Annotated in this window: 18 protein-coding genes; all 18 read right to left on the bottom strand. The window is 60.4% G+C overall.

The features are described 5' to 3' along the window. Positions 1-30: 30 nt before the first annotated feature. Positions 31-1,743 (bottom strand): ATP-binding SpoIIE family protein phosphatase, encoded by a 1,713-nt coding sequence (locus HBO12_RS15605; protein ID WP_169955930.1) that lies wholly within the window; start codon positions 1,741-1,743, stop codon positions 31-33. Then, complete coding sequence (locus HBO12_RS15600; RefSeq protein ID WP_169955928.1) at positions 1,740-2,042, bottom strand: STAS domain-containing protein; 303 nt, start codon at positions 2,040-2,042, stop codon at positions 1,740-1,742. The genes HBO12_RS15605 and HBO12_RS15600 overlap by 4 nt, the downstream gene beginning before the upstream one ends. A 468-nt stretch (positions 2,043-2,510) precedes the next feature. Continuing rightward, on the bottom strand, positions 2,511-2,960 hold the full coding sequence (fliJ, locus tag HBO12_RS15595) for a flagellar export protein FliJ (RefSeq protein WP_057444567.1): 450 nt from the start codon (positions 2,958-2,960) through the stop codon (positions 2,511-2,513). Positions 2,961-2,966: 6 nt separating this feature from the next. Next, positions 2,967-4,325, bottom strand: coding sequence for a flagellar protein export ATPase FliI (gene fliI / locus HBO12_RS15590; protein ID WP_169955926.1), 1,359 nt, complete (start codon positions 4,323-4,325; stop codon positions 2,967-2,969). Further along, positions 4,315-5,079, bottom strand: coding sequence for a flagellar assembly protein FliH (gene fliH / locus HBO12_RS15585; RefSeq protein ID WP_169955925.1), 765 nt, complete (start codon positions 5,077-5,079; stop codon positions 4,315-4,317). Before fliH ends, fliI begins: the two co-directional genes overlap by 11 nt. A 10-nt stretch (positions 5,080-5,089) precedes the next feature. Continuing rightward, entirely contained in the window at positions 5,090-6,109 is a 1,020-nt protein-coding gene (fliG, locus tag HBO12_RS15580) for a flagellar motor switch protein FliG (RefSeq protein ID WP_029292514.1), read from the bottom strand. After that, on the bottom strand, positions 6,102-7,877 hold the full coding sequence (fliF, locus tag HBO12_RS15575; protein WP_170042618.1) for a flagellar basal-body MS-ring/collar protein FliF: 1,776 nt from the start codon (positions 7,875-7,877) through the stop codon (positions 6,102-6,104). The genes fliG and fliF overlap by 8 nt, the downstream gene beginning before the upstream one ends. Positions 7,878-7,893: 16 nt before the next feature. Continuing rightward, positions 7,894-8,223, bottom strand: coding sequence for a flagellar hook-basal body complex protein FliE (fliE, locus tag HBO12_RS15570; RefSeq protein ID WP_169955921.1), 330 nt, complete (start codon positions 8,221-8,223; stop codon positions 7,894-7,896). Between the two features lie 131 nt (positions 8,224-8,354). Then, entirely contained in the window at positions 8,355-9,734 is a 1,380-nt protein-coding gene (locus HBO12_RS15565) for a sigma-54-dependent transcriptional regulator (protein WP_170042617.1), read from the bottom strand. A 6-nt stretch (positions 9,735-9,740) separates the two neighbouring features. Next, positions 9,741-10,952 carry a sensor histidine kinase gene (locus HBO12_RS15560; protein WP_178121051.1) on the bottom strand — a complete coding sequence of 404 codons (1,212 nt, stop codon included), beginning with the start codon at positions 10,950-10,952 and terminating at the stop codon, positions 9,741-9,743. A 110-nt stretch (positions 10,953-11,062) separates the two neighbouring features. After that, on the bottom strand, positions 11,063-12,538 hold the full coding sequence (locus tag HBO12_RS15555) for a sigma-54 dependent transcriptional regulator (RefSeq protein ID WP_169955919.1): 1,476 nt from the start codon (positions 12,536-12,538) through the stop codon (positions 11,063-11,065). A gap of 173 nt (positions 12,539-12,711) precedes the next feature. Then, positions 12,712-13,008: a flagellar assembly protein FliT gene (locus tag HBO12_RS15550; RefSeq protein ID WP_057438799.1), complete on the bottom strand. Its 297-nt coding sequence runs from the start codon at positions 13,006-13,008 to the stop codon at positions 12,712-12,714. Between the two features lie 25 nt (positions 13,009-13,033). Continuing rightward, on the bottom strand, positions 13,034-13,423 hold the full coding sequence (fliS, locus tag HBO12_RS15545) for a flagellar export chaperone FliS (protein ID WP_169955918.1): 390 nt from the start codon (positions 13,421-13,423) through the stop codon (positions 13,034-13,036). Positions 13,424-13,562: 139 nt separating this feature from the next. Continuing rightward, positions 13,563-14,927, bottom strand: coding sequence for a flagellar filament capping protein FliD (fliD, locus tag HBO12_RS15540; RefSeq protein ID WP_169955917.1), 1,365 nt, complete (start codon positions 14,925-14,927; stop codon positions 13,563-13,565). Between the two features lie 83 nt (positions 14,928-15,010). Next, positions 15,011-15,355, bottom strand: coding sequence for a flagellar protein FlaG (locus HBO12_RS15535; RefSeq protein ID WP_170042616.1), 345 nt, complete (start codon positions 15,353-15,355; stop codon positions 15,011-15,013). Positions 15,356-15,429: 74 nt separating this feature from the next. Next, entirely contained in the window at positions 15,430-17,175 is a 1,746-nt protein-coding gene (locus tag HBO12_RS15530) for a flagellin N-terminal helical domain-containing protein (RefSeq protein ID WP_170042615.1), read from the bottom strand. Positions 17,176-17,460: 285 nt separating this feature from the next. After that, positions 17,461-18,390 carry a ketoacyl-ACP synthase III gene (locus HBO12_RS15525; RefSeq protein ID WP_170042614.1) on the bottom strand — a complete coding sequence of 310 codons (930 nt, stop codon included), beginning with the start codon at positions 18,388-18,390 and terminating at the stop codon, positions 17,461-17,463. A gap of 268 nt (positions 18,391-18,658) precedes the next feature. After that, positions 18,659-20,278: a flagellar hook-associated protein 3 gene (locus HBO12_RS15520; RefSeq protein ID WP_170042613.1), complete on the bottom strand. Its 1,620-nt coding sequence runs from the start codon at positions 20,276-20,278 to the stop codon at positions 18,659-18,661. Positions 20,279-20,291: the final 13 nt, after the last annotated feature.

Genomic DNA, 20,291 nt, shown 5'->3' with positions numbered 1-20,291 from the left:
TTGTTCGCTCCTTGATCAAGAATCGGCGGATTATGCCAGAGCCACCCAGCAAAACTCCACGCACACACTGCGCCCGCCATCCGCCCAGCGTACATTGCTGCTCAGTTGCCGCACCAGGCTCAGCCCGCGCCCGGACAGGCGGTCGACATCCAGCGGTCGCGCCAGGACTTTTTCCACATCAAAGCCCGGGCCGCTGTCTTCGATACGCAGGCTCAGGCTCCCGCCCGCCTCGGTCGGCACCACGTCCAGGTGCACACGCACGTAGCCACTGCTCAACTGGTCGAGCCGCTCGTTGCGCTGGCGATAATAGCGGGCAAAGCCTTGCACATCGCGCTTGAGCTGGGAGTCCAGGCCCAGCACACCATGTTCCAGGGCATTGGAGTACAGCTCGGCCATCACGCTGTACAGCGCCCCGCTCTGGCCGCGCAGGCCGTGGATTTCCAGGAGTAACTGCAACAGGTACGGCAACGGGTTGTAACGCTTGAGGGTCTCGGCCCGAAACTCGAAACTCACCGACCAGTCCAGCGGGCACGACTGCCCGCTGTCGGTGTACAGCAGGGTCGCCGGGTACAGGGGCTGCTCGGCCAGCAAACGGATCTCGACCATGCTGATATCGTCCCGCACCTGGCCACGGAACGCGGCCAGCGCCTGCTCGATCTCGACAAACAGGCGCTCGGGCTCGCGGTTGGCAGAAAACACCTGCTGCAAGCGCTCCACCCCAAACAATTGCTCGTTGGCATCAGCGGTATCGATCACGCCATCAGACAGCAGGAACACCCGGTCGCCCAAGGCCATCGGCCAGACCTCGGTGCGGTCATCAAAGGCCTCGGGGGCCAGCACGCCCAGCGGCAAATGCCGCGACACCAGCGGCGTTCGGCGCCCCGTGGCCACGTCATGCACATAGCCATCGGGCATGCCGCCGTTCCACACCTCCACCACCCGCCGCTGCACACTGAGGCACAGCAGCGTGGCGCAGCAGAACATGTCCACCGGCAGGATGCGCTTGAGCTTGGCGTTCATCTCCCGCAGGGTCTGCGCCAGGCCATAGCCCTTGGCGGTCATGCCATAGAACACCTCGGCCAGGGGCATCGCGCCGACGGCGGCCGGCAAGCCATGGCCGGTGAAATCGCCCAGCAACACATGCATATCGCCCGACGGCGTGTAGGCCGCCAGCAGCAGGTCGCCATTGAACAGCGCATAGGGCGATTGCAGGTAACGGATGTTGCGCGCGGCATTCAGGCAGCCGGAGTGGGCGACCTTGTCGAACACCGCCTTGGCCACCCGCTGCTCATGCAACAGGTAGTCATGGTGCCGGGCGATCTGGTCGCGCTGCTCAAGTACGGTGGCCTGCAACCGGCGCAGGCGGTCCATGGCATTGATCTTCGCCGCCAGGATGATCCGGTTGTAGGGTTTGGCCAGGAAGTCATCGCCGCCGGCATCCAGGCAGCGTGCCAGGGCTTCACTCTCACGCAGGGACGTGAGGAAGATGATCGGCACCAGCGCCTCGCCGGCCAACTGCTTGATCTGCCGGGCCGCCTCGAAGCCGTCCATCACCGGCATCAAGGCATCCATCAACACCAACTGCGGGCGCTCGCGGGCAAATACCTGCACCGCTTGCGCGCCGTCACTGGCGGTGAGCACTTGATGGCCCTGGCCGCGCACGATGGTCGAGAGCAACAAAAGATCGGTAGCGCTGTCTTCAGCGATCAGCACGGTCAGGGTTTCGGGAGCCTGGACGCTCAACTGATAGCAAACAGTTTGTCGAAGTTGGAGATCGCGAGGATCTTGCGCACGTCAGAGTTGCTGTTGATCACACGCACATCTGCCGCGTTGCCCGCATGATCGCGCAGCAACAGGAGCATGCCCAGGGCCGAACTGTCGAGATAGGTGGCCTCTTTCAAGTCCACGATGTAGGTCTGGGGGACCTTGTAGAACCGCTCATAGGCATCACGAAAGGCCTGGTGACTGCCGAAATCGAACCGGCCCTTGATTGCGATCGTCAACTCCTTCCCATCCAGGGACACTTCTGACGCGACTGACATACGACTGCTTCCTTGTCGTGGGTAGGTGCAACAAGGTTTAGCAGGTGATCGCAGAGTGGGCAACAAACGCAATCAAATGGGCGGCGCGCTTGGGTGGTGCGGGCTTGGCCTGATGCTGATCAGTCAAGCGAACGCAATGCTCAACGCAGTGAAGATCAAATGTGTGTGGCTTGCCTGCGGTGGCGGTGGATCAGGTGCCAGAAGTAGTGACTGGACTGCCGCTATCGCGGGCAAGCCCGCTCCCACAGGGGATCTCACTGGGGAAGAGAATGTTGGCACCACCACAGATCAAGTGTGGGAGCGGGCTTGACTGACGGGCATTAGGGCAAGCCCTGGATAGCGGTTTATCAGAAACAAATGAGCGACTGATCCACCGCTAGCGCAGCATGAGCCTCTACACAACTCCTTGATGGTTCCTGGGGTTGTGTAAATACTCATAGCTATCGCAATTTTTGCCTGCCGGCGTGGCTAGTATTGATCCTGACGCGGCAGGCGCTGGGACAGTTCATCGAGCAGCTTTTGCTCGCGCTTGTCCTCCAGCGCCCGTGCTTCGTCGATGTAGCGCTGCACCAGCTTGCGCAGGCCTTCGACCCGGGCGTAGGCCTGTTGCCAGCCTTCGCGGGCCTTGTCCAGGTTGTTCTGGTGCCAGGCCAGGCTTTGGCGCTGCTGGCCGACGGCGCTTTCCAGCTGGTTGAGAAAGTGCTGGTAGTTCATCAGCCACTGCCCGGAAACCCCCTTGCTGCCGCGATCGATCCACTGCTGCTGATATTCGCCCCGAAAGCGCTCCAGGTCGCCCAGTTTGCTCTCGGCCAGGCGTACCTGGCCCTGGAAATGCCCCAGGCGCTGGGCGGCGGTGCGTTCGGCGCTTTCGGCCATCTCCACCACGGGAGCAAGGCGCGCGGCGCGACTGGTTGCCATGGCCGATTAACCGCCAGGCGCAGGCGCGAACACCGAGGCCAGGTGCGCTTCGCTTTCGGCCATGCTGATGTTGTCGTTCAGGCCCTGGCGCAGGTAGGTCACCAACTGCGGTTGCAGGGCAATCGCCAGGTCGGTCTCGCGGTCGCCGCCGGCCACATAGGCGCCGACGCTGATCAGGTCGCGACTCTGCTGGTAGCGCGACCACAACTGCTTGAACTGCTGGGCGCGGGTCATATGCTCGGCGCTGACCACCGACGGCATGACCCGGCTGATGGAGGCCTCGATATCGATGGCCGGGTAATGCCCTTCCTCGGCCAGGCGCCGCGACAGCACGATGTGCCCGTCGAGCACGCCCCGCGCCGAGTCGGCAATCGGGTCCTGCTGGTCATCGCCTTCGGACAACACGGTGTAGAACGCCGTGATCGAGCCGCCACCGGCCTCGGCATTGCCCGCCCGCTCCACCAGCTTGGGCAGCTTGGCGAACACGGACGGCGGATAACCCTTGGTCGCCGGCGGCTCGCCAATGGCCAGGGCGATTTCCCGCTGGGCCTGGGCGAAACGCGTGAGCGAGTCCATCAGCAACAGGACATTCTTGCCCTTGTCGCGAAAATATTCGGCAATCCGCGTGCAGTACATGGCCGCGCGCAGACGCATCAGCGGCGCGTCGTCCGCCGGGGACGCCACCACCACCGAGCGCTTGAGGCCTTCTTCACCGAGGATATGCTCGATGAACTCCTTCACCTCACGGCCCCGCTCGCCGATCAACCCGACCACGATGATGTCGGCCTCGGTAAAGCGCGTCATCATGCCCAGCAGCACACTCTTGCCCACGCCGGTACCGGCGAACAGGCCCAGGCGCTGGCCGCGACCGACCGTCAATAAACCGTTGATACAGCGAATGCCCACGTCCAGCGGCTGGCTGATGGGGTTGCGCTTGAGCGGGTTGATGGTCGGGCCGTCCATCGGCACCCAGTCTTCGGCCTTCATCCCGCCCTTGCCGTCCAGCGCACGGCCGGCGCCGTCGAGCACCCGCCCGAGCATGCTCATGCCCATCGGCAGGCGCCCGGTATCGGCCAGCGGCACGACCCGCGCGCCCGGCGCGATGCCGGCGAGGCTGCCGACGGGCATCAGGAAAATCTTGTTGCCGGAAAAGCCCATGACTTCCGCTTCCACCTGTACCGGGTGGTAACTGTCATCGTTGATCACCAGGCAGCGGCTGCCCATGGCGGCGCGCAGGCCTTCGGCTTCGAGGGTCAGGCCGACCATGCGCAGCAGGCGGCCTTCAAGGATCGGCTGGCCGGGCAACTCGGTGGCTTCGATATAACCGCCCAGGCGCTTGGCGAAGCTGGTGCGGTCAAGGCGCATCAGGCGCGTCCAGGTCGGTGCTCAGGTCGGGCGCCGCTGGGTGCAGGGCCTGTTCATGCAACTGATCGAACAGCTTGGCCATGATCTGCGTGATGCGCGTCTCGACCGTAGCGTCGATCCGGCTGTGCTCGGTCTCGACCCGGCAACCACCGGGCTGCAACGCGGCATCCTCGACAATCCGCCAAGTTTCCTCATGGCGCTCGCGCAGGGCTTTGACCTGCTCGAAATCCTGCGGGTTGATGTACAGCCGCACGTTGCCGACGCCCAGGGGCAGCAGCTTGAGGGCTTCGCGCATCACGCTTTCAATCTGGCTGGAGTCCAGCGCCAGTTCACGCTGGATAACCTGGCGAGTGATGTGTTCCACCAGGCCCACCATGGCTTTTTCCAACTGCGAGTCCTGCTCGGCAATCGGCGCAAACAGGCTGCCCATCAGGCGCTCCAGGCTGGCCAGTTTCACACTGAGGGCCGCGTCAGCTTCCTGGCGGACCTTGAGGGTGGTGCTGTGGAAACCTTCTTTCTCGCCAGTGGCAAAGCCTTCGTTGTAAGCCTCCTGGCGGATGCTTTCGAGCTCTTCGAGGGTCAGTGGCTGGACTTCGTCCAGGGGCACTTCTTCCATTTCCACCGGCACTTCTTCCACCGGCTCAGGCTCGGGCTCAGGCTTGTGCGGGTCGAAGCTGGGCAGCGACCAGACGTCGAACCCGCCGACGTCCCGGGCGCGAATCAGATCGCTGGGCGTCTCATCATTGTTCGACATGCGCTGGGCCTTAGATCATTTCTTCGCCGCCCTTCCCGCCGAGAACGATTTCTCCGGCTTCGGCCATACGGCGGGCAATGGTGAGGATTTCTTTCTGCGCGGTTTCCACGTCGCTGACGCGCACCGGGCCCTTGGCTTCGAGGTCGTCGCGCAACAGTTCGGAGGCACGCTTGGACATGTTCTTGAAGATCTTTTCCTTGACGCCCTCGTCCGAACCCTTGAGGGCCAGCACCAGCACATCGGAGGACACTTCGCGCAGCAACGCCTGGATGCCACGGTCGTCGACATCGGACAGGTTGTTGAACACAAACATCAGGTCTTCGATCTGCACCGACAGGGTGTCGTCGATCTCGCGGATCGAGTCCATCAACTGGCCTTCCACCGAACTGTCGAGGAAGTTCATGATGTCGGCCGCGCGCTTGATACCACCCAGGGTGGTGCGGGCCGCGTTGGAGTTGCCGGAGAACTGCTTCTCCAGGATCGTGTTCAGTTCTTTCAAGGCCGCCGGTTGCACGGTGTTCAACGACGAGACGCGCAGGATGATGTCCAGGCGCACCTTGTGGTCGAAATGGCCGAGTACTTCGCCGGCCTGGTCCGGGTCCAGGTAAGCCACGACAATCGCCTGGATCTGCGGGTGCTCGTAACGTATCACGTCCGCCACCGCCCGCGGCTCCATCCACTTGAGGCTGTCCAGGCCACTGGTGTTGCCGCCCAGCAGGATGCGGTCGATCAGGCCGTTGGCCTTGTCTTCGCCCAGGGCCGAGGTGAGCATCTTGCGGATATAGCTGTCGGAGCCGACGCCCAGGCTGGTCTGGTCGCCGACGATCTCGACGAACTCGCTCATCACCTGCTCGACTTGCTCACGGTGCACATTGCGCATCTGCGCCATGGCTACGCCGACCCGTTGCACTTCCTTGGGGCCCATATGGCGCAGCACTTGGGCCGCGTCGGTCTCACCCAGGGACAGCAACAGCACGGCGGCTTTGTCGACCCGGGTCAGCTTGGCAACAGAGGCTCGATTATCACTCATCTGCGTTGATCCACTCTTTCACGACCTGGGCCACACGACCCGGATCTTCTGCCACCAGACTTTTGATTGCATTCAACTGCGCGTCATACCCTTCGCTCGGGCTTGGCAGCAGAATGCTCTGCGGCCCGCCGAGGCTGACGCGGTCGTTGGCCAGTTCGCCATCCAGGCCGCCCATGCCACCCAACTCGACATCGCCGAACGGCGCCAACTGCTTCTTGCCGTGGCCGGTGATGTTGTTGAGCACAGGGCGCAGCACGCCAAACACCAGCACCAGGATGAACAACACCCCCAGCACTTGCTTGACGATGTCCCAGAACCAGGGTTGAGAGTAGAACGGAATATCGGCGATCACCTCGCCGCGCTCCAGGGAGAACGGCATGTTGATCACGCTGACGCTGTCGCCACGGCTGGCATCGAAGCCCACGGCGTCCTGCACCAGGCGGGTGAAGCGCGCCAATTCATCGGCGGTCCACGGCGCGCGGGTAGTTTCGCCGTTGGCGGCGTTGATCTTGACCTGGTCGTCCACCACCACCGACACCGACAGGCGGTTCAAGCGCCCCTGCTGTTGCTTGGTGTGGCTGATGGAGCGGTCCAGCTCGAAGTTCTTGGTGGACTGCTGACGCTTGTCGGCCGGGTATGGCGCGAGCATCGGCTGGCCGGTGGCCGGATCCATGATTTGCTGGCCGTTGGCGTCCAGCAGTGGCTGGCCCGGCTGCACGGCGCTGGCGGTCGCGGCGGCGCCACCGGTGGTTTGAGGGGCACTGGCCGGGGCTGGCGGCTGATTGCTCAGGGCGCCGGGTACTCCTTGCGGCGGACCATTGGCGGCGGTGCGCTGCTCGCTGGTCGATTGCTCGCTGCGCAGGGCCGGCTGGTCAGGGTTGAACTGCTCGGAAGTCGACTCGACGGCGCTGAAGTCCACGTCGGCAGACACTTCAGCCTTGTAGCGGTCGTTGCCCAGCACCGGTTGCAGGATGTTGTGCACACGCTGGGTGAGCATGCTTTCCATGCGGCGGCTGTAGTCGAACTGCTTGCCGGCCATGGTCAGCGCGGAGTTTTCCGCCTGGTCGGAGAGCAGGTTGCCCTTCTGGTCGACCACGGTGATCTGCGACTTGCTCAACTCAGGCACGCTGGTCGCCACCAGATTGACGATGGCCAGGACCTGGCCCGGCTCCAGGGAGCGCCCGGCAAACAGCTCGACCAATACCGAGGCGCTGGGCTTGCGCTCGTCGCGCACGAATACCGAGCTTTTCGGGATGGCCAGGTGCACACGGGCACCCTTGACGTTATTCAGGCTGGCGATGGTGCGCGCCAGTTCGCCTTCCAGGCCGCGACGGTAGCGGGTGGCTTCCATGAACTGGCTGGTACCCAGGCCCTGGTCTTTATCGAGAATCTCGAAGCCGATGTTGCCATCGGTCGGCGCCACACCCGCGCCGGCCAGCTTCAGGCGGGCACGGGCGACGTCGTCGGCCTTGACCAGCAAGGCGCCGGAGTTGGGTTCGATGGTGTAGGCGATATCGGAGGCGGCCAGGGTTTCCATGACCTGCTTGGCGTCCATCCCCGCCAGGCTGCCATAAAGCGGCCGGTAATCGGGTTGCTGGGACCACAACACCACGGCAAAACCAATCGCCACGCTGGCAGCCAGGCCGACCATCAGGCCCACCTGACGCAACATGGTCATTTCGGAGAGGTTTTCCAGGAACGACAAGCCAAACAGCGGCGGCTTGCCGTCTGTCTTGGCGGGTACGTTATCCACGACTGCTTCTGCCATGACTTAAATCTCGTCCTTAAACCGGCATCTGCATGATGTCTTGATAAGCCTGAACCAGCTTGTTACGCACCTGGGTCAGAGCCTGGAAGGAAACGCTGGCTTTTTGCGAAGCGATCATCACGTCGGTGAGATCCACGCCGCTCTTGCCGATTTCAAAGGCCGTCGACAATTGAGTGGACGCCTGCTGGGTGTCGCTGACTTTGTTGATGGCTTGGCCGAGCATGTCGGCAAAGCTGCTTTGGCCCAATTCCGGCACTTGCGCGACGGATTTCGGCTGGGACATGGCGTCCATTTGCATGGAACGCATATCCAACATCAACCGATTGAACTCAACACCTTGGCTCATGAACTTCTCTCTCCGACGACCCGCAATTTTTTGACACTACGCAGCGGTTAGTACGGGTAGTAGCAACAAGGGTGCCAGCTCCCTGGCAACTCGTAAGAAAAGCCAACAAACCTTGTCAGCCAATGTGTATCTCAGCTGGCGAAAAGGAACGCTTCCACATCCATCCCGGCATCGCGCATTTGCGCCAGCTTGTAGCGCAGGGTGCGCGGACTGATGCCCAGGCGCTCGGCCGCCTCTTTGCGCCGGCCACGCTCGGCGCGCAGGGTATCGATGATCATCTGGAATTCACGGCGTCGCAGGTCGTCGCCAAGGCCACCGGCAGCCTCGGCCGGGGCGCTTTCCAGCGGGGTTGGGGCCAGGCTCGGCATCGGCGCAGAACCGGCGCCGACGGCCAGGCAGAAGTCCTGGGGCTGGATCAGGCCGCCCTGCTGCAAAATCAGCGCGCGCTGGATCGCGTTGTCCAGTTCGCGCACGTTGCCAGGCCATGGGTAACTGATCAGGCAGGCCTGAGCCTCGGCCGACAGGCGCGCCTGGGCGTGCTTCATTTTATTGACGTGCTTGCTCAGCAGGCGCTCGGCCAGTGGCACGATGTCGGCCGGGCGCTCACGCAGCGGGCGCCAGGCCAGCGGGAACACCGAAAGCCGGTAGAACAGATCTTCACGAAAGCGCCCCGCCGCCACTTCGCCGGTAAGGTCGCGGTTGGTGGTGGCGACCACGCGGATATCCAGCTGGATCGGCTTGCGCGCCCCCACCCGCTCCACTTCGCGCTCTTGCAGCACGCGCAGCAGCTTGGCTTGCAGGCCCAGGGGCATTTCGGAGATTTCGTCGAGCAGGATGGTGCCGCCATCGGCCTGCTCGAACTTGCCGGCCTGGGCGGCAATGGCGCCGGTGAACGAGCCTTTTTCATGGCCGAACAAGGTGGCTTCGAGCATGTTGTCGGGGATTGCCGCGCAGTTGATCGCGATAAACGGCTGGCTGGCCCGATGGGATTGCTGGTGGATGTAGCGCGCCAACACTTCCTTGCCGGTACCCGACTCACCAGAGATCAGCACCGTGGAGTCACTGCGGGCGACCTTGGCCGCCAGCTCGAGCAATTGCGCACTGGCCGGCTCGAAGGCGATCGGGCCCTCGCCGTCTGCCGCGCCCACCACGCCAAGCGCATGGCGCGCCACCAGTTCGATCAGCGCCTTGGGCTCGAATGGCTTGACCAGGTAGTCCGCCGCGCCCTGGCGCATGGCATCGACCGCGCGCTCTACCGCGCCGTGGGCGGTCATCAACAGCACCGGCAGTTGCGGTTGGCGTGCGCGCAGCAGGCCGAGCAACTGGTGGCCGTCCATGCCGGGCATATTGACGTCGCTGACCACCAGGCTGAAGGACTCTTGCTCCACCGCCGCCAAGGCTTCCTCGGCCGAACCGACCGCCCGATAGTCATGGCCCGCCAACAGCAGCGTGTCAGCCAGTGCTTCACGCAGGGCGCGATCGTCTTCAACCAGTAAAACCTTGATAGCCATTTATCCTTACTCCGCGCTTGCCGCGCCTGAAAACAGCGGCAGCGTTATCAATGCACAGGTGCCGCGCCCCACACGGGAGCGCAACTGCAATTCTCCCTGATGAGCACGGGCCACTGCCTTGACCACGGTCAGCCCCAGGCCGGTCCCGTTGGTCTTGGTGGTAAAGAAAGGTTCGCCCAGGCGTTGCAGCACCGCCGGATCAATCCCGCTGCCGCTATCGCTGATGCACAGGCGCAGGGTTTGCCCGCGGCTGTACAGGTGCACTTTGAGCCGCGCCCCCGGGCCGCTGGCCTGGCTGGCGTTTTCGATCAGGTTGAGCAGCGCGCCTACCAGGGTGTCGCGGTTGCACAGCAACTCGCCCCAATGGCTGTCGCACTGCCAGCGCACCGACGCTTCCTGGACATGGGTGGCGGCGGCGGCTTGCAGCGCCTGCAGCAAGGCGGCGGGCGTTACGCGGTCGGTCAGCGGCAATTCGCCCCGGGCGAAGACCAGCATGTCGCGCACCTGGTGCTCCAACTCATGCAGGCGCTCCTTGAGCCGCCCGGCAAACCGCTGATGGGTGGCGGCTGGCAATTGCTCATCAGTCAAATGACTGGCGTAGATCAAGGCGGCGGACAACGGCGTGCGAATCTGATGCGCCAGAGAAGCGACCATCCGCCCCAGGGACGACAGGCGCTCATGGCGCGCCAATTGGTCCTGCAGGTGCCGGGTTTCTGTCAGGTCGTTGAGCAGCACCAGTTGGCCGGGCTCGGCATCCAGGGAACGGGTGGCGATGGACAGGCGGCGCCCGTCCTTGAGGGAAATTTCGTGACCGTCGTCTTCACGGGGGGCAAAGCAGCGGGTGATGACATGGCGCCACAGCTCGCCTTCCAGCGGCAGGCCCAGCAGGTCGCAGGCTGCCGGGTTGGCTTCGCGCACGCGGCCCTGGTCGTCGATCACGATCACGCCACCGGGCAACAGGTCGAGGAGGTTTTGCAGGCGGTTGGCCAGGCGCTCTTTCTCGGCCAGCTCTTGCATGCGCTGGGCGCTGACCACCGCCAACTCGCCCTTGAGCTCCGAAACCCGGGCTTCCAGCAGGCTGTAGGAGTCCGTCAACTGGCTGGACATCTGGCTGAACAGCGAAAACGCCTGCTCAAGCCCTTGCCGGCTGATCTGCTCTACGGACGGGACAAGTCCCTGGGTGTCAGGGACTGAAGAAAGGTGGGCGGCGTGGGGCATCGTGCTCTCTCGCTTGGCTGACCGTCAGTTAAACGGAACGTTGCGAGTGCTATAGCAATACCCGTGCCTAAAAAAATATCCTTATTTTTCAACAGGTTGAAAAACAGGCGTCAATCATCCGCCTGTTCATCACCTTCACGCCGACTCATACCGTACTTGCGCATCTTCTCCACCAGGGTGGTGCGGCGGATGCGCAGGCGCTCGGCGGCACGGGCAACGATGCCATTGGCATCGTCCAGGGCCTGCTGGATCAACCCTTGTTCGAGGCTGCCGAGGTAGTCCTTCAGGTCCAGGCCTTCGGGCGGCAACATGGCGGTGGCGCCGAAGTCCGGGGTATGGCCGTTGATCGCGACGCGCTCTTCGAGGTCGCTGCGCAGGCTGTCCACCAGTTGCTCGTCTTCATCGTCGACGTAGCGGAATTTCTTCGGCAACTCGACCACGCCGATCACCCCGTACGGATGCATGATCGCCATGCGCTCCACCAGGTTGGCCAGCTCGCGCACGTTGCCCGGCCAGCCGTGGCGGCACAGGGACATGATCGCGGCAGAGTTGAAACGGATCGAGCCGCGCTTTTCGTGTTCCATGCGCGAGATCAGTTCGTTCATCAGCAACGGGATGTCTTCCACGCGCTCGCGCAGCGGGGCCATCTCGATGGGGAATACGTTGAGGCGGTAGTACAGGTCTTCGCGGAAGCTGCCGACCTCGATCATGCTTTCGAGGTTCTTGTGGGTGGCCGCGATGATGCGCACGTCGACGCTCTGGGTCTTGTTGCTGCCCACACGCTCGAAAGTGCGCTCCTGCAATACGCGCAGCAGCTTGACCTGCATTGGCAGCGGCATATCGCCGATTTCGTCGAGGAACAGGGTGCCGCCGTTGGCCAGCTCAAAACGCCCGGCACGGCTGGTGATCGCCCCGGTGAAGGCGCCCTTCTCGTGGCCGAACAGTTCGCTTTCGAGCAGCTCCGCAGGGATCGCCCCACAGTTGACCGGCACGAAAGGTCCGTCGCGGCGCTTGGAGTGGTAATGCAGGTTACGCGCGACCACTTCCTTGCCGGTGCCGGACTCGCCGAGGATCAGCACGCTGGCATCGGTATCGGCCACTTGCTGCATCATCTGGCGCACGTGCTGGATCGCACGACTGGTGCCGACGAGACTGCGGAACAGATTGGGTTCGCGGTGACGTCCACGCTCGCGGGCCTGGTCGTACATCTCGCGATAGACCTGGGCACGGTGCAGGGAGTCGAGCAATTTGCTGTAGCTGGGGGGCATTTCCAGGGTGGAAAGCACACGGCGGCGCTGGTCTTCCGGTAAATCCACGGAAGAAATATCGCCCATCAGCAACACCGGAAGGAACTCATCCCAGGTTGAGAGTGTCTTTAACAGGCCAGGAACTGCGCCAGGAGCGTTTACCGTCCCGATCAGCACACAGATGACTTCACGGCTCGACGACAAAGAGCTGACCGCCTGCTGCCAATCGTGGCTACCGCAGGGCAAATTTTCTTCGCCAAGAAAATTCAAAATCACCGCCAAGTCGCGGCGACGGACGCTATCGTCATCAATCAGCAGAATTTTCGTTTCACGCCACATGCAATAGCAACTTCCCTAGTAAAACTCTAATGCCCTCGAATCGGGGCAATCTAGATAGCTGTAGGCGTTTTCTGCGCTACGGATACCTGACGTCTGAAAATAGCACTAGTTAAGTCAAAATTATGCGAGCAGTCAAATTTATGACGCGCTATGTTCGGATTAACTGAGCCAGATCAGCCGAACAGATGGTAAACCTTTGACGCATTTTTCGCTTGGTTGATCTGCGACATCTCTTCAAATATCGCCTGGCGCTCGCCGGTCGTCACTTCCAGCAACTGCTGGTAGACCGCTAACAGGCTTTCCAGCTTCTCCCGCAGCGCGTCCTCGTCCACCGGCGCTTCGCTGAGCACCTCGTCGATCCAGACACGGCAGCCCATGTCCAATTCGCTGATCGCATCCCAATTGCGCTCTGCCAGTGCGCCAACCAAAGCGTCGCGGGTTTCGTCAATCCGTTGCAGTGCGTGGCTCATGCTGTGTTCCTCAAGGCCGACGGCCTTATTGTGGCGCGATGGCATCCCAGCCTTGTTTCACGGTGATCATCAGGCGGGCAACTTCGTCGATAATTTCGGGATCGTTGCTGGAATTGGCTTGAACCAGACGTGTATTCATATATTCGTACAGACTGTCCAACTGCTGGATCGCGGCAGGATCGTCAGCCTTCTCTTCATCGAGCCCTTGACGCAACCCAGTGATGATGTCGATAGCCTTGGCAATCAGTACGCATTTTTGAGCCACGTCGCCACGGGCCATTGCCCCTTTGGCCTGAGCCATACGATCAAGGCCGCCCTCAAGCAGCATCTGGATCAGGCGGTGAGGGCTGGCCTCGGACACCTGAGCGTGGGAGTTAACCTTCTGATATTGGCGAAGGGCTTTCATCGGGTTCATGTTGCTACCTCGTTACACGCCATGGGCGAATAGGTTTGCTCTAACCAGTTTTTCGACCAGGACGTAAAAAACTTTAATCCAGCACTCGTACCCCGAAGGCGCTGACGTACCCTTCTTGAGCACGTCAGCCAGCCCGGGATCAGCTCGATGATTTGGGATTATTCAGCGAGTTGAGAGTGGTCATGATGCTGGAGCTGCTGGCATTGATCTTGGCGATCATCGTGTCCATCGCCGTGTATTTGGACATGAGGCTCGTCTGCAAGCTCTCCATGCGCCGATCAAGGTCTGCCTGCTGGGTTGTCAGAGCCGTGAACTTGTTATTGAGATCCGTGACACGAGAGGCCAGCGTCCCAGTGGTACCGACGTAGGAATCGGTGACCTTGGTCATACGCGAAATCAAGCCATTGGTACCCGTGAAGAGCTTGGCAATATCAGCCGCCCCCTTAACCACTGCCTTATCCCACGACTTATCGTCCAGGCTTAACAAGCCGGTTTTCTGATCCGTGGTGATACCCATCTGGGAAAGACTGCTAATAGATCCCCCGCCCGAACCGTTGACCAATTCACTGCGCACGCTGGAAACAAGGTCGCGCATCGACGCATCACCGGTCAAGGCGCCAGCCGTGGTAGTCGCAGCATCGCCGGTGGCGGTAACCTTGGTCTGGGCATTGATACTCGTCATCAGGGCGTTGTACGCCGTGACAAAGGACTGCACCGAGGTCTTCAGCGTAGCCGTGTTGCTTTCAACGTTGATGGTGATTGGCTTGGTTTTGTCAGCCGCTACTAAGTCCAACGTCACACCACTGATAGCAGAAGTCACCTTGTTGCTCGTGGACTCCATGGCAATACCATCGATGGTGTACTTCGCGTTCTGCGCGACTGGCCCCTTGTCGTAACCAACTGCCAGGTCTGCGTTGCCACTCAATGTGATGTCGGTTCCAACGCCGGTATTGCTTGAGCCAATCACCAGGCGTGCGCCGTTGGAGTCACTCAACACGTTGGCACTGATACCTTGGGCAGACAGCTGGGTGTTGATCGACTCACGCACTTGTTGCAGGGTCGCGCCGCCTGGTATCAATACGTCGTAATTCTTGCCCGACTGAGTGATAGTCAGCGTCTGGTTTTCTTCAGTTGGGTTGGCTACTGCTGCCGCACCAGTGAATACCTTAGTGGTTGCCTTGGACGAAGTCGCCAAGTCATTTACCACAACCACGTATTTGCCACTGGAGGCTGCATCACCCAGTGTAACCTTGATGTTTTTATCTTCGGACGAGGTAGCCGCCAGCCCATTGAAGGCTGACACGTTGTTCAACTTGGCGATCGCCGCCCGATAGGCTTCCAGCGCACTCTTTACAGTGCCAACTGCCGACAACTGAGTTGTGGTAATTTTTTGCTGGTTGGTGATTTGGGATTGCTTTGGCGCTTTTTCCGCCCCCACCAACGCCTTGACGATAGCCTGCGTGTCGTAGCCCGAACCCGGGCCGGAAATCGTTGAACTAGCCATTTGCTTTTCTCCTTGTCCTGCGGCTGCCGCTTTATTGGCGGATGAACGCCCAGACAGCAATCAGAAACATGTTTCGTGCCAACTCAAGCCCGTGTATCAAACAACAGACTGCTGGCATCGCTCAGGTTCTGCGCCAGCTTCAGCGCGGTCTCCGATGGAATCTGGCGGATCACTTCGCCACTGTCGGTGGCGATCACCTTGACGACCACTTTACCGGTGGTGTCATCGATGGAAAAGTCCAGGTTACGCTGGGTAGCCTGCACAAACTCGCGAATATCGGTTACAGCTTTTTCTAATGCCACACGCTGCGGGGCCTCGGTGGAAGCCGAGTCATTCTCCGGCGCAGGCTTGACCGGCGTGACGGAAGCGCTAGGGGCCTGGGTTGTCCCAGCCGGGTAAGACGCGTTCAGCTTGATGCTCATGTCCATGTCATCACCTCAAAACTGAAAAAAACGAAAGGGCACGTAGACGCGCCCTTCCGTTAATCAACCGATACCGACTATTACTGAAGCAGCTTCAGAACAGCGGATGGCAGTTGGTTGGCCTGGGACAGGATCGCAGTCGAAGCCTGTTGCAGGGTTTGCTGCTTGGTCAGTTCAGCGGCTTCAGAAGCGAAGTCGGCGTCCTGTACACGGCTACGGGCAGCAGTGGAGTTTTCAGAGATGCTTTGCAGGTTGGCCACGGTGCTGTCGAAACGGTTTTGTACAGCACCCAGTTGCGAACGCTGGCTATCCACTTGCTGAATCGCACCTTCCAGAGCCTGGATGGTTTGTTGAGCAGAGGTTGAACTGAGGATGCTCAGGTCAGCAACAGTAGTATCCATTTTGGTGGCAGTAGTCGGAGCCGCCGCCGCAGCTGTCAGACCCAGAGTGGCCAGACCAGTACCGGCGCTACCGTCTGCAACAGTAATGTCTTTGGTGGAGAACAAGTTCAGAGTGTTGTCAGCATTTTTGCTAGCAGTCACACCGGTGCTGGCACTGTTGATCGACGAAACGATGTCAGCCATGGTCGAACCAGCGGTGAACTTCACTTCAGTGCCGTTCAGGCTAACCGAGGTAGCAGCACCCAACTTGGCTTCAGTGGTACCCGCCGACAACCCCAACTTGGCCAATGCACCAGCACCACCTTCAGTAGCTGGACCAGTACCGTTACCCAGTTTGATTGCCTTGCCATCGGCCGAGGCCAACTCCAGACGCCCCTCAGCCGATACAGAAGCTGTTACGCCAAACTTGTCTGTGCCGTTAGCAGTGTTAATTTTGCCCGCGATAGCGGCCAAATCATCGCCTACTGCAAATTTAACGTTGCTGCCATTGATGTTGATCGATGCAGCAGCATCAAGCTTGCCGGTTACAGCAGGAGTAGTTACAGATGTCACACCACCGCTGGCGGTAGCTGCACCAAATACAGTGTTAGTACCAGTGATGGAGATGGCAGAGCTGGATGTCAAAGTAAGAGTGGTACCAGCTTTAGCAGCTGTAACACCGGTGATACCAGCACCCTGAATAGCAGCCAACGCAGTATCAATGTCAGCGCCCGCTGCTACGGTCACATCCTGACCATTGATTTGGAAAGTCTGAGGATTGCCAGCTGTTGGTGCTACGTAATTCGCACCAGTCTGAACGAATGGAGTAGTGGTCGAAATTGCAGGCTTGGCACCTGGTAGCTCAACAGCTTTAGCTGTAACCGAAGCCGACAGGGAAGTAGTTGCACCTTTAACGGTTGCTTCGCTGTAAGTCCCCTTCAGGCCTGCGGCACTCAGGTCGCTCATACCAAACGAGATAGTCTGGTTGGCATCGGCACCGATCTGGAAGCCAACGTTCTGGAAAGAACCGTCCAGCAATTGACGACCACCGAAAGTAGTGGTCTGAGCAATACGAGTCAGCTCACCGGATTTGGCCGTAAACTCTTGCTGCAAGGAAGCACGGTCAGCGTCGCTTTTATCACCGTTCGCGGACTGCAGAGCCAGTTCACGCAGACGTTGCAGAATGTTGGTGGATTCTTGCATCGCGCCTTCAGCGGTCTGGGCGATGGAAGTACCGTTGTTGGCGTTGGCGATGGCAACGGTCATGCCTTTGACTTGGGAAGTCAGACGGTTAGCGATCTGCATGCCAGCGGCGTCGTCTTTGGCGCTGTTGATTTTCAGGCCGGAAGACAGACGGGTCATCGAGGTGCCCAGGGCATCGCCGGCTTTGTTCAGGTTCCGCTGAACGGTCAACGATGTAATGTTGGTGTTTACTGATAAAGCCATGACGAAATCCTCGTGGGTTGGATACTGCGGCTTCCGGCCCTGGCAACCGCCGGGTGTGGCCTAGAGAACCTTCGTAATAGTTATCGTCGTGAATGCAGGTTGCTTGAGGATTTTTTTGAATTTTTTTACTAGCCCTGTGCCACCCCTTGTATTTCAAGGCCTTATAGATGGTCAAAATGCCAGCGATCACGGGTTACTGGCGCCAGAACACCGCCTCAATACGCGCATAAAAAAACGCCCATGATCTTTCGACCCTGGGCGTTTTTTATGCAGCCTATCAAAGCATCACGGCCGATAGATAATCGCCGAGCCCCACGACAGGCCAACGCCAAACCCACTCAGGGCCACGCGCTTCCACTCGGCGTCCATCACGTGCTTTTCCAGCAGCAGCGGAATGCTCGATGACACGGTGTTACCGGTCTCGACCATATCCTTGATGAATTTCTCCACCGGTGCATCTTCAAAACGGCGGGCCACGGCGTCGACAATCGCCGCACTGCCCTGGTGGATGCAGAACGCGTCGATGTCATCGGCCACAAGGTCCGACTCTTTGAGCAGCTCATGCAAATGCGCCGGCACCTTGAGCAATGCGAAGTTGAAGACCTGGCGGCCATTCATGAAGAACACCCCATCGCTGACCTTCAAGTGTGGTGCGCCGGAGCCGTCGGTGCCGAACTTGGCCTTGCCCAGCTGCCAGGGAGCGTCTTCGCCCATCCAGGTAGCGGTGGCGGCATCGCCAAACAGCATGGTGGTGTTGCGATCTTCCGGGTCGACGATCTTCGAGTACGGGTCGGCGGTCACCAGCAGGCCGTTTTTCAGACCGGCGGCTTCCATGAAGCCTTTCATCGCGTAGATGCCGTAGACGTAGCCGGAGCAGCCCAGGGAGATATCGAAGGCCGCGACGTGGGTTGGCAGGCCCAGCTTGTCCTGGACGATGGCGGCGGTGTGCGGCAGCCCTTCTTCGTCGCCGTTCTGGGTCACGACGATCAGCGCGTCAATCGACTCACGCTTGAGCCCGGGGTTGTTGGCAAACAAGGCATTGACTGCCTCGACACACAAATCCGAGGTTTCCTGTGCAGCATCCTTGCGCGGCAGGAACGCCGAGCCGATCTTGCCAATGATGAACTCTTCATCCTTGGCGAATTTTGCACCCTGGGCGTAGTTGTCCAGCCCTTCTGCCGGCACGTAGCTGGCGATGCTTTTTATGCCAATCATTGTGGCTTCCCAATACAAAATAGCTGGAGAACACCCCTGAAAACCCTTCAGGAGCGCTGACAATAAAGGGGATAACCCCGCAAAAAACCATCGAAGTCGCCTTGACCTGGACCTGAAAGATGCCCTGGCCTTTTCACACGATACAGTGAAGATGCGCTTTATGACTCATAGGTCACTCATTTTTGTGCGCTTTGTTTAAAAGCCTGCGCCAGAAACGACAACGGCCCACCCTGTTTCCAGGATGGGCCGTCGGGGATTGCTCAAGCGTTTACATCTTGCTGAACAGGCTCAGCTGAGAGATTTTCACAAAGGCCAACTGCGAGGCCTCCAACATTGCCTTCTGAAAAGCCAGATCAATCGAGGCTCCAGCCATATCGGTGTCACCAATGACTGCGATGGTCGACTTGTTGGCCAGAACCATGCTGGTGTTCTCCGTCTCCTGGATCGCCAGCGAGTTCATCCGCGCGCCAATGGAGCCGCGCACACTATCGATCTGAACCTGCGAAGCCTTGATATTGGTAATGGCCGCGTTGACCACATCGGTCACCATGGCCTGGGCCAGCGGGTTGCCGTCGGACGGGGTTTCCAGGGCCTGGCGCAACTGGCTGAGGGTATCCAGCGCGTTTTGCGTCTTGTGGGTATTGGAACCCACGGCGAACTGGTCACCGATGTCTGGCGCGCCGGTGAGGTCGAACTTCACGCCCGCAGCGGTGATGCTGTCTGGTGTCGCGGGCACCGGCGGTGGCCCCGGCTGCGCTGGCGTGCCAGGTACCACAGTGCCGTTGGAGACCGGCTTGCTGTCGGCGGTGATCGGCTGGGCGTACACCTCGTAAGCAGTGGCCGAGGTGAATTTGATCACCGCGCCCTTGTTCGGGAACGTGCTGCTGTAGTCAGCCTGGCTGGTGACCGTGCCACCCGCCAACTGCGCCGAGGACTGGTTGCTCGGCGTGCGCGAGACACTGAAGCTGTCCGGCTTGCTTTGCAGGGTGAATTCGCGGTCCTTGTAGATCGCGTCCGCTTCGGCGCCGGGCTTGGCGTCGCCCAGGTTCTGGCCGATATCAAACGTCACGCCGCGCACGGTGACCGACGCACTGCCTTCCTTGGTCGCATCGAACTTGCCGTTGCCCGGGGTTTGCGACGTGATGTCGTTACCCGCCGCATCCGACACGGTGTATTCGGTGCTACTGATAAAGGTCAGCTTGTACGGCTGGCCGCCAGTGAAGCTGCTGTCGTAGGTCGACGGCGAGGTCACGATGCCGCCCGAGACCAGCACCTTGCCATCGTTGACACTACCGATGGCCTGGGTGCGACCAGCATTCACCGTGCCTTCGAGGATCGACTTGCCGGTGTCGTTGACCACCATCGACAAAGTGTCCGAGACCTTCAGGCTCAGGGGCGTTTCGTCACCCTGGTAGCTGTAGGTGCCGTCGCTGTTACGGGCGTAGGGCGGCGTATCGCTCTTGCCGCCGGCAAACAGGTAATGACCGGACGAGTCCTTGCTGTTGAGCAGGCTCAGCACCTGCTTCTCGATTTCACCGATTTCGGCGGCCACGGTCTTGCGCTCGGCATCGCTGATACCGCCACCGCCCTTACCCGCCACTTTCAGCGACAGTTCACTGGCACGCTGCAGCGCAGTGTCGAGAGCGTCAAGCACGCTTTCCTCGCTGTTGAGCGAGTTCTTCATGCTGCCGATATTGCCGGCGTACTGCCCCAACATGTCCTGCTGCTGTTGCAGCAGTAGCAAACGCGCCGCTCCTACAGGATCATCCGCCGCAGTTTGAATACGCACGCCGGAGTCGATCTGCTGCTGCGTCTTGATGACGTTGGAGAAGTTGTTGGTGTAACGCGCAGTCGTGGTATTGAAATACTGTTCGGTCGAGATACGCATCGTCTCAAACTCC

Origin of the sequence: Pseudomonas sp. WS 5059 (genome assembly GCF_012985525.1) — a bacterium.
GTDB lineage: Bacteria > Pseudomonadota > Gammaproteobacteria > Pseudomonadales > Pseudomonadaceae > Aquipseudomonas.
Note: the sequence above shows the minus strand (reverse complement) of the source record. Positions and strands in the feature narration are given on the sequence as shown.